We start from the raw sequence: 13,799 nt of genomic DNA on the forward strand, positions 1-13,799 counted from the left end.
TGTCGCTTACTGCTTACAGGAAAACAGCATGACCACACTGGCCGAACAGCTTACCTCCCGCTTTTATCGTTATTTATCCGTCACCAGCCAGAGCAACGCGGCATCAGACGTGCTGCCGAGCACGCCCGGTCAGCATGATATGGCCGCCATGCTGGCGGAAGAGCTGCGCGAAATGGGGCTTCAGGAGGTGGTTGTCGATGAATTCGCCACGGTAACCGCCGTCAAGCCGGGCAATCGCCCTTCTGCGCCGCGTATTGGTTTCATCACCCATATTGACACCGTTGATGTCGGGCTTTCGCCGCATATTCACCCGCAAACGCTGCGTTTTGAGGGCGACGATCTCTGCCTGAATGCCGAACAGGATATCTGGCTACGCACCGCTGAACACCCCGAAATCGCGGCTTATGCAGGACAGGAGATTATTTTCAGCGACGGCACCAGCGTGCTGGGCGCGGACAACAAAGCGGCGGTCACCGTGGTGATGACGTTGATGGAAAACCTCACCGATGCCACGCCGCACGGCGACATCGTGGTGGCCTTCGTACCTGATGAAGAGATCGGCCTGCGCGGCGCAAAGGCGCTGGATCTGGAAACGCGCTTTAACGTCGATTTTGCCTGGACCATTGACTGCTGCGAACTGGGTGAAGTGGTATTTGAGAACTTTAATGCCGCCGCCGCCGAGATCCATTTTACCGGTGTGACCGCGCATCCTATGTCAGCAAAAGACGTGCTGGTTAATCCGCTGCTGATGGCCTGGGATTTTATCAGCCATTTTGATCGTCAGGAGACGCCGGAACACACTGAAGGACGCGAAGGCTACATCTGGTTTAACGATATGAACGCCAATGCCAGTGAGGCGCGACTGAAGGCGTCAATTCGCGATTTTGACCTGGCCTCTTTCCGGCAGCGGAAACAGCAAATTGCCGACGTCGCGGAGAAAATTGCGGCGAACTATCCCGCCGGCAAGGTCACCTTCACTCTCAGCGACACCTACAGCAACATCAGCAATGCCGTTGGCGAAGATCGCCGGGCAATCGATCTGATTTTTGAGGCAATGAGGCAGCTGGATATCGAACCGAAAGTCACGCCGATGCGCGGCGGCACCGACGGCGCGGCCCTCTCCGCAAAAGGCCTGCTGACGCCCAATTTCTTTACCGGCGCGCATAACTTTCACTCTAAATTTGAATTTTTGCCGATCGCCTCGTTTGTTAAATCGTATCAGGTTGCGGAAAAACTGTGTCTTCTGGCTGCGGCTGACTGAGCGAGGCGAAACGCGTTGGCGCGATGCCCACGTAGCGGCTGAAGGCGACGCTGAAGGCGCTTGCCGAACGGTAGCCCGTTTGTTCGGCAACGCTGGCCACACTCTCTTTCCCCAACAATAAACGCTTTGCCCGGGCCATACGCCAGGCAAGCAAATAGGCCATCGGCGCGACGCCCATCGCGCGACTGAATCGTTCAAAGAAAGCCGACCGCGACATGGCGGCGGCTTTTGCCAGCTCTGCCATCGTCCAGCTGCGGGTGATATCGCCGTGCATCTGACGCAGCGCTACGGCCAGCCGTTCGTCTGCCAGGCCTGCGATCAGCCCCGGCGTGGCGGCGGTTCCGTCTGACGATCGCAGTGCTTCGATCAGCAATACCTCAAGCAGACGCGCCAGGATCACCTCGCGCGCCGGGCGCCTGGCGCGCCACTCATCGCTGACCAGCTGCACCAGCGTGGCAAGACGGCGTTCTCCGCGCACATGGACCTGTTTCGGCAGAAGAGAAACCAGCAGTCCCGCGTCGGGCGACGCAAAGACACAGTGACCGATAAGCAGCCGGACATCCGCTGGGCCATGTTGCTCGCCCGATCTGATTTCGCCGTCCGGTTGGGTAACCGGCGCAATGGCAAAGTGTTCAGGGGAAGGCGGTTCCGCACTGGTCATGGTGAAATCACTGGCGGCGGGCAGCAGGACAAAATCGCCCTGTCTGAGCAGCCGCGGCGCAACCCCGTCAATCGTCAGGCAGCAGCAACCTTCCATCACCGCACAATAAAAAGGCTGTGCGACATCCGTTCGCCTTACGCCCCAGCGACCTGCGCCGTTGACCACTTTTGTATAACGGGCGGCGGGTTGTAACAGCGTCACCACTTCCGCTAAAGGATCGATCATCTCTGGACTCCTGCGAAGAATATGCGGACGGATAATTATAGCCAGTCCGGCGCTCAACGCTTAGGCTTTTCTTTCTTAAACCTGAAGGAGTTGATGATGAAAACGATACTGATTACCGGTTGTTCTTCCGGCTTTGGTCATGAAACGGCGCGCTGGTTCCTCGATCGTGGCTGGAAGGTGATCGCCACCATGCGTACGCCAAATCAGGATCTCTTTCCGCAGAGCGAAAATCTGCGCCTGATCGCGCTGGACGTGTCCAGTGCGGAGAGCATTCAACAAGCCATTGAAGCAGCCGGAGAGATTGATGCGCTGGTAAATAACGCCGGTATCGGCCTGCTGGGCGCGCTTGAGGGATTTTCTGTGGAGGCTATACGGGAGGTATTTGCGACGAACACGCTGGGCACTATCGCCATGACCCAGGCGGTGCTGCCGCAGTTCAGAACGCGTAAGGACGGCGTCATCGTCAACGTCACCTCAACGGTTACGCTGAGGCCGCTGCCTCTGCTCTCTGTTTATACGGCCAGCAAGGCGGCGGTGAATGCCTTTACCGAATCGCTGGCGCTTGAGCTGGCGCAGTTCAACGTTCGCGTGCGGCTGGTGCTGCCGGGCCGCGCACCAACCACCCGCTTCGGCCAGAATGCGCAGGCGCGTATGGCAGGCGCTATTCCCGACGCTTACAGCGCGCTGGCTGAGGGGATTTTTAGCGAATGGGCCAGCTCAACGGAAGAAGTGACGCAGTCGCAGCAGGTTGCGGAAGCGGTCTGGCAGGCGGTCAACGACCCCGCCACGCCGATGCGCACGCCTGCGGGCAGCGACGCGGTCGCGCTGGCCGCTTCGCTTGATTAAAAAGCGTCAGCGCGTTCGATAAAACATGCTGACCGGCAGGTTATGCAGTGATATTCAGATCCCTTTTGAATAAGAATTTTTGTGATCTTTATAGCTAACCTGCTGAAAAACTCTGATTCAATTTTATTTCAAAGGTAAACTATCACTCTGTTTATTATCCAGAAGGAGCTGGATATGAGCCTTTACCTGCCCGGAAACGATCTTTACTATCTGCCCAGACAAGACCTCGCCCCGGAAAGTTTTGAATGTATTATTCCGCCCTGGAAAGCCTGGCATGACATCCAACGCATGTATCTCTTCTCTGACGACGCCATCTACAGCGAGAAAGTCGTGCATATGTACCTGCGTGATTATAATCCTAATGGCGCGGCTCCCGAGCCTTGTCACACCAGGGAGGAGGAAAAGTTTAAATGCATGCTTTTCAGCGGAGAAGTGGTAAAAATCAACCCGTTCGGCCAGCCGGAAAGGTTATTCTACATTGACGCCGTTGGAAAGCTGATATGCCATGACCCTTCAGCATTCACTTTTGGCCGTATCGACAAAATAATCAGCGCATTTGATGCGGCGGTGCAACGCCGGGATTACAGCCATTGCAGCGGAAAACCGCGTGCAACCTTCCGACCCGGATGGTGGTCTTCCGTTGCCGACGAACCGGCAGTGTCATCCGAACCTTACCAGCGCGCTGTCCGCGAATTGTTGCCGCAGGAGGTCACGCTGGTGGTGGGAATTTTCTTCGACGGCACCGGCAATAACGCGGTGAATGTCAGAAACATGCTTGCCGCATGTAGCGGTGAGCATTTCCGGATCGACAATGAAGATGTTGAATCCATTCTGGCCGAAACGGCGCATGAACAAATGGGCGTTTCCGGCACAGGCGCTTTCAGCTACACCAGCTATTACACAAACGTACACTGGTTGAGTACGTTGTACAGGCAAATGATCTCGCCGGTAAATGGCTGCATACAACGAGCTGTATATGTTGAGGGAATAGGCACGGTTAATGGAGAGCCCGATCGAGTTTTGGGTATAGGAATGGGAATCTCCGACACCGGGGTGCTGGCGAAAACCGATCGGGCGATTGCTGAACTGGCTGGCGCAATTAATACCGTCCGCGACAACCTGAACTCCCCTTTTAAAATCATAGCGCTCAAATTCGATATCTTTGGCTTCAGTCGCGGTGCGGCAGCCGCACGTCATTTTGCCAATCGCGTACAGGCACAGGACACCGCGCTGGCCAGCGCTATTCGTGAGGGAATGGCGGACGCCGATTACAGCGGTGAGCCCTGCGGCGTAACCCGTTTTATCGGCATCTTTGACACCGTCGCCGCCATCGGCACCCCCACAAATGGCCTCAATCCGCACAGCGCAGATACGGGAAGCGTCAGACTTCGCCTGCGTCCCGGCGTGGCGGAAAAAGTGTTCCACCTTACGGCACGGCACGAATGCCGTTTCAACTTTGCCCTTAACAGCGTCAGCCCTGCCTGGCCTGAGATGTCGCTGCCCGGTGTTCATGCCGATATTGGCGGTGGTTACCTGCCGCTGGTACGCGAAGATCTCTTTCTCTCCCGTCCGTACGGAGAAACGGTGCCGCTTCAGCGGCCTGATGAACACACGCGGGTGTGGCGCACAGTGCGCAGCGAACGGGTGGATCTTCACTATGCCCCCGCTATGGCGCCGTTGCTGCGCAACCAGGAGGTGGTGATTGAAACCTGGTCAGACGATCGGATGCCGCTGGATCGCTACGGTAATATGCAGAAACGCAGCTTTGCCGCGCTGGCGGTGCGTAACCGGCGGGTTAAAAATGACTGGTCGAAGGTGGCTTTACGGGTAATGATTGAAGCCGCCACCGGAGCGGGCGTAGTGTTTGATCCACTTGATTCAGAAAACCCCGCTCTGGCACTGCCTGCTGAGCTCCAGCCACTTTGCGACAAAGCGCTGGCGCAGGCCAGAGCAGCGTGTAAAAAGCAGTTTTATGACGCGTTCACCGCCGAGGAAATTGCGCTGATTGCGCCTTATATTCACTGCTCAACGCACTGGAATGCTATTAAGCTCAGCGACCGCGGCCTGATTATCGGTGGCGCGTCTCCATCAGAGACGCTCAGTTTCCCTCACCGGCCCGATCTGCGCTGGCAACGCACGGTCTATAACATGGACGGAAAAAAACAGTGAAAATGCATATCGCTTTACTCATCGTTATTATGAGCCTGACCGCCTGTCAGAAAACCACCAAAACTTCCCCGCTGTCGCGCGGCGACTGGACGCTTCCTTTTGGCGACTGGAAGTTTGCCTTCTTTACGCCCTATGCTCTGCCTGCGCTGGTCACGCACGTGCGGCTTATTGATACTGCCGGTTACCTCTATCACTTTTTTGACCTCGACCCTACCCGTGATGACCATATGACGAGAGAGGCATGGAGCAGGACAACCCGGAGCGCTTCTCTCCGGTTTAACCACGCCAGCTTTCCCCCGCAGTATATGGTTTTCTGCTGGGATTCGATCATTGATATGAAAGTTTACGAAACCAGCATCTTTTTCCCGCGGTCGGTCTGGGAAAAAATGAGAACGCCTGCCAGCTATAAAGCCCGTTCCGGCGCCACCGTATGGTACAGCACCATGCTGTTCGGGCTCGCGCCGGAAGGAAAGGTCAGAGTCTGGTTGCAGGACGTGGGAGAGCATCCCAATTATCTGATACCTGGTTTAAAGATGAAAACCGTCTCCGGCGACCAACTGGATATCTGCCGCGACATAACGAAACATCCAAATGGATATAAATATTACGGCGATACGCCCGCCTTCATTAAAGGAAAAACCTACCCTTACGGCGAATGGTAAACGGCAACAAAAAGGCCGTGCAAGATCTGCTACGGCCTTTGCCATGCTGCGTTGCGCCGTTTACTTTACCGCGACGTCAATGCCGGGAAAGAATTTCGCCGCCAGCCGATTGACGGTACCATCGGCCTGCACTTTACCAATTGCTGCATCCAGCGCCTGCTTCATTCTGGCATCGTCCTTGCGCAGACCAAAACCGATGCCGACGCCCAGCACGCCCTCATCCTCTACCGGGCCGCCGGCGAAACTGAAGCCTTTGCCCTGCGGTTTAGCCAGAAAACCCGACTGCCCGGCCGCTGACATCACCAGCGTGCCGTCGAGCCGTCCTGCCAGCATATCGTTATAGACCTGGTTCTGATCCTGATAACTGGTGACGGTTACGCCTTGCGGTTCCCAGTGCTTTTTAGCGAACGTCTCCTGGATTGAACCCTGTAACACGCCGATGTTTTTACCCTTCAGCGCCTCTGCGTCCGGTTTCAGACCCGCGCCCTCTTTACCGATTAACTGGCTGGGAATGCGATAGATCGGACGGGTAAAAGCAATGCTTTTCAGACGAGCTTCAGTGATATTCATCGCCGAATTGATCGCGTCGAATTTTTTCGCCATCAGACCGGGGATCAGCGCGTCAAAGCTGCTCTCCACCCAGCTGCACGTAAAGTTTCCCGCCTGGCAAATGGCCTTGCCCAGTTCGATATCGAACCCCTCAAGCTCGCCCGCCGCGTTACGGCTTTCGAACGGCGGATATTGTGATTCAACGCCGTAGCGCAGCGTTTCCTGCGCCATGACCGACACCGATGAGAGCAGCCCCAGCGCGACAAACAGTGCATTCAGTTTTTTCATTATTTTCCCTCAGGTCTGGTTTAACGAGGCGTTACCCGGCACAGCGCCTGTGCGCCTGCCCGCAGCGTGGCTTCATCTTTGGCAAAAGAGAGTCGGATCAGTTTATTGTCCGTGCCGTCCGTGTAAAACGCCGACAGCGGAATAGTGGCGACGCCATAATCGACGATTAACCGTTTTACCATTTCGCTGTCTGCTTCGTCACTGAAATCGGCAAAGCTGGCTAACATAAAAAATGAACCGGCCGACGGCAGCAGGCGAAACGGTGATTCCTCCAGTAGCGAAACCAGCAGATCGCGCTTTTGCTGATAAAAATCGCCAAGGCTGAGATAGTTCTCCGCATTAAGCAGGTAGTCTGCAAACGCTACCTGCATCGGCGTGTCGGCGGCATACATCATGAACTGATGCACTTTAACCAGTTCATCCATCAGTTCGGCAGGCGCGAGGCAGTAGCCCACCCGCCAGCCGGTCACGTGAAACGTTTTCCCGAAAGAAGAGACGATAACGCTGCGCTGCGCCAGTTCCGGATGTGTGGCCATGCCATGATGCTGGCGGCCGTCAAAAAGTATGTGTTCATAGACTTCATCTGACAGCACCACGATGTCGCTGTTGCGGGTGATCTGCGCCAGCTCATCAAGATCCTCTCCGCTCAGCACCTGAGCGCTGGGATTGTGCGGGGTATTGATGATGATCATACGCGTCCGGCTTGTCACCGCCGCACGCACCGCGTTCCAGTCAATGGTAAAATCGGGGGCTAGCAGCTTCAGTCCTATCGGGGTCGCGCCCTGTAAGCGTACCATTGGCGCATAGCTGTCAAAGGCCGGCTCAAAGAAGATCACCTCGTCGCCGCTATGCACCAGCCCGCCAATGGCTGCATAAAGCCCCTGACTGGCGCTGGCGGTGATCAACACTTCGCTGTGTGCATCGTAGCGCTGGCCATAAAGCGCCTGCACTTTCGTGGCCAGCGCCTCTTTCAGCGGTGGGTAACCTGTCATGGGCGCGTACTGATTCATGCCGCGCGACATCGCGGCGGTGACGCCGTCGATCAGCGCCGGATCGCAGGGAAAGTTAGGTGCGCCCTGCGACAGGTTAATGGCATGGTGACGGGCGGAAAGCTCGCCGATAACCGCAAAGATGGTGGTGCCGACGTCCGGTAGTTTAGAACGCTGCGGTACGGATGAGAGGATTGTCATACGGGCTCCATCAGGCGGGGAAACTGTCATTCAACGTGAGTGTGCTTGAGTGAACAAGCGAATTGTTGTCATAATAGCCATGACTTTTCTTCATGCCTGAGGGTGCTATGCCGCCACGCTCGCTGCCGCTCAATGCGGTACATGCTTTTATTGTTACCGCCAGACACCTCAACCTGACGCATGCCGCGCGTGAACTTTGCATCACGCAGGGCGCGGTGAGTCGGAAGATCGCCTCGCTGGAGGACTGGCTCGGCTTTACGCTTTTCGTCCGGCATGCGCGCGGCCTGCACCTCACCGCGCAGGGCGCCAGCCTGCTCCCGGTATTTAAAAACAGCGTGGAACAGATGCTGGAAGCCGCGGAACAGGCGATAAGATCGCCCGTTACCGTTCGTCTCAAGGCGCCCACCTGCGCGATGCGCTGGCTGGTGCCGAAGCTGGTGGCGCTGGAGAAAGCGCGCCCGGCGCTTCACGTATCGCTGACCACCACCGTCGATCACAACACGCAGCTGGAAAATTTCGACGCGGCAATCCTCTACGGTACGCTCCCCCCCGGTGCGCATCGTCTGTTTGATGAAATTCTGACGCCGGTGATGGCGCCCGGCCTGATCGACACCCCCGCGCTCGCGCTGGACGATCTCGCCCGCTTCACCTTTCTGCACCCTACTGCCGACGGACGTGACTGGATGCTGTGGCTCCACGCACAGCATGCCAGCGTGGCGATGGTGCGTAATCAGCATTTCGATACGATGGATTTGGCGATCGGCGCGGCGGTGCAGGGGTTTGGCGTAACGGTAGCGGATGTCACGCTCGTTGAGGAGGATCTGGCGATGAAACGGCTCGTCGCGCCCTTCAGCGCGACGGTAAAAACGGGCGCGGTTTACAGTTTCCTCCAGCGCCCGTCATCAGCCACGCCACAGCTTGCAGACGTTGCGGCGTGGCTGCTGACCGCTTAGAAAGAAACCCATTCGTCGGCGGAGGCAGAGGCCGGTTTAGCCAGCAGCGGTCTGCCCGGCGCGGCGGCGACAGGCTTCACTACCGTCGCGCGCGGCGTGTCGGCGGAGAGGCGGAATTTGGCAACTGACAGCGTCAGCTCTTCCGTCTGTCGTTCCAGCGAGCTGGCGGCGGTGGAAACCTCTTCCACCAGCGAGGCGTTCTGCTGGGTCACGCTGTCCATTTCGGTGATCGCCGTGCCTACCTGAGAAATACCTTTACTCTGCTCTTCAGAGGCGGAGGCGATTTGCTTCATGATCTCCGTCACTTCCCCGACGGATTTCAGGATGTCGCCCATGGTGCTGCCCGCTTCGTTTACCAGACGCGATCCGTCGTCCACGCGACTGACCGAATCCGCAATCAGCGTTTCGATCTCTTTTGCCGCACCGGCGCTGCGCTGAGCGAGATTACGCACTTCACTGGCGACCACGGCAAAACCACGTCCCTGTTCTCCTGCTCGTGCCGCTTCCACCGCGGCGTTCAGCGCCAGGATGTTGGTCTGAAAAGCGATGCTGTTGATGACGTTCGTGATCTCGGCAATTTTTTGCGAGCTTCCCGCAATGCCCTGCATGGTGGTCACCACATTGCCGACCAGTTTGCCGCCCTTGCTGGCGGTTTCAGAGGCGCTCTGCGCCAGCTCGCTGGCATGACGGGCATTATCGGCATTGAATTTCACCGTCGCCGTCAGTTGTTCCATGCTGGCCGCCGTCTGTTCGAGCGCAGCCGCCTGCTGTTCGGTACGCGATGAGAGATCGTTATTACCCGATGAAATTTCCGCCGCGCCGCGATAGATATTGTCCGTCCCGCTGCGAATGGCGCTGACCGCGTCGCGCAGGCTTTCCTGCATTTCACGCAGCAGCGGCACCAGCTTGCCCACGCAGTTGCGGCCAATATCCGCCAGCGGCTGGCTGAGATCGCCTTCGGCAATCAGTCGGAAATGCCGCCGCATGCCCTCAAGCGGGCGTACCAGCATAGTGACCAGGTAGCGATCGGCGAACAGCAGAATCAACAGTCCGGCAATCACCGCCACCACAATCACCGTTTTGGTTACCGCCGTCAGTGCATCAACGGTAACCCGCGTGGCATCCAGCTTTTCACCGGCGGCCACGTTAAATTTTTCCAGCGTGGCGCCAAAGCTTCGGCTGAGGGCTGGAGTAACGGTTGCGGCATGATGCCGGAAATCATCCAGTGTGGGCTGCTGTGCCAGGCGCATTTGCGGCGCAACACCGTCATCAAGGAGTTTCTGCCAGCTGGCGATCACCTCATTGGCATAGGCAGGATCAATCGGGCCAGGCGCCTGTGCTTTAAAGTCATCAAGCTGTTTTGCCATGCTGTCCAGCGCCTTCTGCGCGGAGGCCATATCCGCCTGCGCGGTGGCGCTGCCCGCCTGACGTGAATCCACCGCGCGCGAGAGGCGGGTGATAAAGCGGAAATATTGATCGTTGCCTTTGCTGAGGGTGGTCATCTGGCTGACCAACTGGCGATCAACCTCATTGCCTGCGCTCAGTGAATTCAGAGAATGAACGCTGTAGACACCCACGGCCGTCCATAACAGACTAAACAGCCCCAGCGTCCACAGCATCACGCTGCGTATAGTAAAATTTTTAAAAATATTCATAACGACTCCATTGTAATTACCGGTCTGATTCGTCCTGCACACCGGACGCTTATCGTTCTTATCGGCAATCTGTCACAAAGCCTGAATCGTTATGCTTTTACATTCAAAACCTTACCAGCCGTCGCGTTTCTGTTAAGTGCTTGCTACTTATATAATTTTCAAATCTGTCATCATGCTAAGTAAAAATAATAATTTAACGATGAAATTATTTTGTCATTGAACAGCCCTACAGGCGCACCATTCTCCCCATCAGCAGGCGAAACAACTGCGTCCGGCGGCGCATAAACCGATCTTCCAGTTTCAGCACCGGCTGACTGCCTTCGCCAAACCGCATCACCCTGTCCTCGTAGGGACGCCAGGCGGGCCAGGCAATCTCCCCGTTTAACTGATGTGAAAAAGGTGAAACATCCCTGGCGAAGTTAAGCCAGTATTCGCTAATCTGACGGGCGAAAGCGCGATCGCTTTCGGTAACAGGCCCGCCAGCCATTGGCGCGGGAAGCTTATCCAGCGTGTTGAAAACGTAAGCAATTTCGCTGCCGTGCCAGGCGCCATCGGGTTGAAGATCGCGGGCGTTTTCTGCCACATAATCAAACCAGTAGCGCCAGACCGGCATGCCGCAGCGGTGCTGCGCCCGCGCGGCGACATAACCCATTGTGGTAAATGTCATGTCTCTGGCGACCTGGCGGCCAAGTTCGCTGTCATCGTAGACGCCGTCATACAGCAGACGAATTAACTTAAGCCGCAGGCCAAAACGTTGTGTCTTGCGTACCTGGGTGATGACACGTGCGGGGTCAACGCCAAAATAGCTCAGGACGCTGGCCTCGTCGCTGTTGCTGCCGATCATCAGCGGCAGCGGCTGCTGCCGTCCGCCGCGAAGAACGCTGAGGATCGGTTCCGGCAGAACGCTGTCGCCCGCGATGCCCGTCGGCCCGACAGAGAGCGCGGGTTCAAGCGGCCAGAAAGCATCCGCAGGCAGTGCGCGAAGCTGCGCTGCGCTTGCGTTTTCGAGGCCGAGGCGTCTGGCCACCGCCACGCCTTTTTTTAAGGCGTCCTCACGCGTAACGTCCGGCAGCGCGTAGGCGCTTTGCGCAATGCCTTTGTGGAAAAGCCCGCTGGCGAGCGGTGAACAGAACAACGACAGCACGCTGCGCGCGCCAGCAGATTCGCCAAACAGCGTGACGTTCGATCTGTTGCCGCCAAACGCAGCAATATTGCGCTGCACCCATTGCAGCGCGGCAATCTGATCGAGCAGCGCAAAATTATTGACCACGCCGCCCTCTGTATACTCCTCGTCCAGCGCCGGATGCGCAAAAAAACCGAGGTGACCGAGGCGATAATTGATCGTCACGACCACCGCGCCGCGCGCCGCCAGCGCACGGCCTGAATAGAGCGGCAGCCCGCCCGCCCCCAGTGTAAAGCCGCCGCCATGCAGCCAGACCATCACCGGCAGCGGGCGCGACGTTTCGGGATCGGGCGTCCAGACATTCAGATAGAGGCAATCTTCGCTGAACGTGCCGGGATCGCCACCGCCAGCTTCTTCGCAGAATTCGCGATTTTGCCAGCTGGCGCAGCCCCATCGTGTGGCGGCGCGCGCGCTGTGCCAGGGTTCTGTCGGTTTGGGCGGCTGCCAGCGCAGCGGCCCGACGGGCGGTGCCGCGTAGGGGATGCCTCTGAAAACGAAAACACCTTCCTCATAGTCGCCTTCCAGGGCGCCCTCTGCCGTCTCAACCCGCAATAAACGTTCGTTTTGCATTTTTTCGCCCATAAATAGCCTGCTAACTATTATTCCAGGCGAGGCGGGAATGTCTACCCATAGAGCGGATTTGCAGACAATACTTAATCAGCGCGCCAGACCGCAACGGCGCAGACTCTCCTGCTCCTTCTGCTGATAAAGGCTGAATTCACTGACTACCGCGCTGCCCAGCGCTGCCTCAAACGCCTGCTGGCTGGCATTACCGTGCGCGCGCGCCTGCTCTGCGCCGCCCAGATTTGACTGAAAAATGCCCGCCGCGCTGACCGGCAGGAAATCCTCATACACTATCGGCGTGGCGATCAGGCAGCCTTCGTCAATCAGCTTCTCCCGGTCGGCGGCGGGATGAAAAGCGTCAGGATGCGCCAGGCCTTTTTCCGTTACCTGCCAGCTAAACCAGGCCAGTCCCTGAGTGCGCAGCGTGCGCGCGTCGTCCGGAAAGGCGCTGAACACCGCGGCAAGCTGCTGCTGGTGCGTGACATTGTCACTATTCAGACCCGCTTTGGTTAACAGTTCGTCATAAAGCTGGCGCCCTTTGACGGTCAGAGCCGCGCCACGCTGTTCGATTTCGCCAAAGCGCGCGGTGTGTGTTCCTTCCAGCCTGTCAGTAAAACGCACCGGTTCCTCCAGCGCCTTAAAGCTGGTCTGACGCAACAGCAGCGGCACCCTGCGGCGCGGCGGCCCTTCGATAATGGCTTTTGGCGTGATGCCAACCTGCGGCATCAGCGCCTGTACGCGGTCGATATCCAGCGTGCGTGGCGTGAGGTGATTGATATGGCAGCCGGCAAAGCAAACGACATCAGCAATCAGCCGGTGCTGCTGGCTCAGCGCGTTATAGGTGTTGCTGTCAACGCGCGTCTGAGTATGCCAGCGAAACGTCTCCAGAGCTTCAGCAATGAAGTCCTGCGCCTGCTCAGCATTGAAGCCGCCCTGCTGCTGATGCAGGTTCACCAGCTCGCGGCAGCGCGGCGTAAAGATATCGCGGGCGGCAAGGATCGCCTCTGCCCTGGCGCGCAGCGTGGCGTCGTCAATCAGCTCCAGCCGAAGCAGCGAGGTAAAAAGGCGGAACGGATTGTTTTTCAGTGCGCGATCCCCGACCGGACGAAAAGCCGTAGAGTGAACCGGCACGCCCGCCTGCGAAAGATCGTAATAGCCGACCGGCTGCATGCCCATGATGGCAAAAATTTGCCGCAGCATCGCCAGCTCCGCCGCGGTGCCCACGCGGATCGCGCCATGACGTTCAACGCTCAGACGACGTAGCTCATCGGTGGCGTCGAGCTGCTGTTTTAACGCGGGTTCACGTTCCAGCACCTCATTATTTACCTGCTCAACCAGCGTCAACAGCGTTCCGTATTGGGGTACCTCTTGCTGATACATCGCTGACATCGCGCTGGCGAAGGACGCACGCAGGTCATCGGCGGCTATCCAGATGTTTTCCATTGGTCGCTCTCCTGATTCGGGATTGTTTTTAGCGTAACGGAAAGGCCATCGACGTGAGTAAAAAAACCGATAAAGTGTGATCGCGGCCGCGTCGCATCGGTTTTCATAAGTAACAGACATTGTTGAGGGAATGAATGGCGCAAAAAAGTG

Annotated in this window: 11 protein-coding genes; 5 read left to right on the forward strand and 6 right to left on the reverse strand. The window is 57.4% G+C overall.

Going from position 1 to position 13,799, the window contains the following annotated elements; genetic code table 11:
• The first annotated feature begins 28 nt into the window (after window positions 1–28).
• A complete protein-coding gene (pepT, locus tag FA91_RS09195) occupies window positions 29–1,261 on the forward strand; it encodes a peptidase T (protein WP_034914895.1) in 1,233 nt (410 codons plus the stop codon).
• On the opposite strand, the gene FA91_RS09200 is transcribed toward pepT, so the two are convergent.
• A complete protein-coding gene (locus FA91_RS09200) occupies window positions 1,209–2,147 on the reverse strand; it encodes an AraC family transcriptional regulator (protein ID WP_051937117.1) in 939 nt (312 codons plus the stop codon). The genes pepT and FA91_RS09200 overlap by 53 nt on opposite strands.
• 96 nt (window positions 2,148–2,243) lie before the next feature.
• On the opposite strand from FA91_RS09200, the gene FA91_RS09205 reads away from it, so the two are divergent.
• From FA91_RS09205 to FA91_RS09215, 3 genes are all read left to right on the forward strand, one after another.
• Entirely contained in the window at window positions 2,244–2,993 is a 750-nt protein-coding gene (locus tag FA91_RS09205; protein ID WP_034914896.1) for an SDR family oxidoreductase, read from the forward strand.
• A gap of 174 nt (window positions 2,994–3,167) precedes the next feature.
• Window positions 3,168–5,162: a DUF2235 domain-containing protein gene (locus tag FA91_RS09210; protein ID WP_051937119.1), complete on the forward strand. Its 1,995-nt coding sequence runs from the start codon at window positions 3,168–3,170 to the stop codon at window positions 5,160–5,162.
• Window positions 5,163–5,164: 2 nt separating this feature from the next.
• On the forward strand, window positions 5,165–5,824 hold the full coding sequence (locus tag FA91_RS09215; protein ID WP_034919166.1) for a DUF2931 family protein: 660 nt from the start codon (window positions 5,165–5,167) through the stop codon (window positions 5,822–5,824).
• A gap of 60 nt (window positions 5,825–5,884) precedes the next feature.
• Here FA91_RS09215 and FA91_RS09220 read toward each other — a convergent pair whose 3' ends face one another.
• Window positions 5,885–6,661, reverse strand: a complete 777-nt coding sequence (locus tag FA91_RS09220; RefSeq protein ID WP_034914899.1) for a transporter substrate-binding domain-containing protein — start codon at window positions 6,659–6,661, stop codon at window positions 5,885–5,887.
• Window positions 6,662–6,681: 20 nt separating this feature from the next.
• Entirely contained in the window at window positions 6,682–7,851 is a 1,170-nt protein-coding gene (locus FA91_RS09225; RefSeq protein ID WP_034914902.1) for a methionine aminotransferase, read from the reverse strand.
• Between the two features lie 107 nt (window positions 7,852–7,958).
• Here FA91_RS09225 and FA91_RS09230 point away from each other — a divergent pair, with 107 nt between their 5' ends.
• The gene (locus tag FA91_RS09230; RefSeq protein WP_034914903.1) at window positions 7,959–8,804 is read left to right on the forward strand and encodes a LysR family transcriptional regulator; all 846 of its coding nucleotides are present in this window, start codon (window positions 7,959–7,961) and stop codon (window positions 8,802–8,804) included.
• Here FA91_RS09230 and FA91_RS09235 read toward each other — a convergent pair.
• The 3 genes from FA91_RS09235 to FA91_RS09245 all read right to left on the reverse strand — a co-directional run bounded on the left by FA91_RS09235 (window position 8,801) and on the right by FA91_RS09245 (window position 13,649).
• Window positions 8,801–10,459, reverse strand: coding sequence for a methyl-accepting chemotaxis protein (locus FA91_RS09235; RefSeq protein ID WP_034914906.1), 1,659 nt, complete (start codon window positions 10,457–10,459; stop codon window positions 8,801–8,803). The two genes, FA91_RS09230 and FA91_RS09235, sit on opposite strands and share 4 nt — an antisense overlap.
• Before the next feature lie 226 nt (window positions 10,460–10,685).
• A complete protein-coding gene (locus FA91_RS09240; RefSeq protein WP_034919168.1) occupies window positions 10,686–12,212 on the reverse strand; it encodes a carboxylesterase/lipase family protein in 1,527 nt (508 codons plus the stop codon).
• 87 nt (window positions 12,213–12,299) lie between these two features.
• Window positions 12,300–13,649: a VOC family protein gene (locus FA91_RS09245; protein ID WP_034914909.1), complete on the reverse strand. Its 1,350-nt coding sequence runs from the start codon at window positions 13,647–13,649 to the stop codon at window positions 12,300–12,302.
• Window positions 13,650–13,799 lie beyond the last annotated feature (150 nt).

The sequence above is a fragment of the Erwinia sp. 9145 genome, from assembly GCF_000745075.1.
GTDB classification, from domain to species: domain Bacteria; phylum Pseudomonadota; class Gammaproteobacteria; order Enterobacterales; family Enterobacteriaceae; genus Erwinia; species Erwinia oleae.

Bases quoted from the DNA above. Each gene is read 5' to 3' on its own strand.
- pepT (WP_034914895.1), top strand. From the start codon at position 29: ATGACCACACTGGCCGAACAGCTTACCTCCCGCTTTTATCGTTATTTA.
- FA91_RS09200 (WP_051937117.1), bottom strand. From the start codon at position 2,147: ATGATCGATCCTTTAGCGGAAGTGGTGACGCTGTTACAACCCGCCGCC.
- FA91_RS09205 (WP_034914896.1), top strand. From the start codon at position 2,244: ATGAAAACGATACTGATTACCGGTTGTTCTTCCGGCTTTGGTCATGAA.
- FA91_RS09210 (WP_051937119.1), top strand. From the start codon at position 3,168: ATGAGCCTTTACCTGCCCGGAAACGATCTTTACTATCTGCCCAGACAA.
- FA91_RS09215 (WP_034919166.1), top strand. From the start codon at position 5,165: ATGCATATCGCTTTACTCATCGTTATTATGAGCCTGACCGCCTGTCAG.
- FA91_RS09220 (WP_034914899.1), bottom strand. From the start codon at position 6,661: ATGAAAAAACTGAATGCACTGTTTGTCGCGCTGGGGCTGCTCTCATCG.
- FA91_RS09225 (WP_034914902.1), bottom strand. From the start codon at position 7,851: ATGACAATCCTCTCATCCGTACCGCAGCGTTCTAAACTACCGGACGTC.
- FA91_RS09230 (WP_034914903.1), top strand. From the start codon at position 7,959: ATGCCGCCACGCTCGCTGCCGCTCAATGCGGTACATGCTTTTATTGTT.
- FA91_RS09235 (WP_034914906.1), bottom strand. From the start codon at position 10,459: ATGAATATTTTTAAAAATTTTACTATACGCAGCGTGATGCTGTGGACG.
- FA91_RS09240 (WP_034919168.1), bottom strand. From the start codon at position 12,212: ATGCAAAACGAACGTTTATTGCGGGTTGAGACGGCAGAGGGCGCCCTG.
- FA91_RS09245 (WP_034914909.1), bottom strand. From the start codon at position 13,649: ATGGAAAACATCTGGATAGCCGCCGATGACCTGCGTGCGTCCTTCGCC.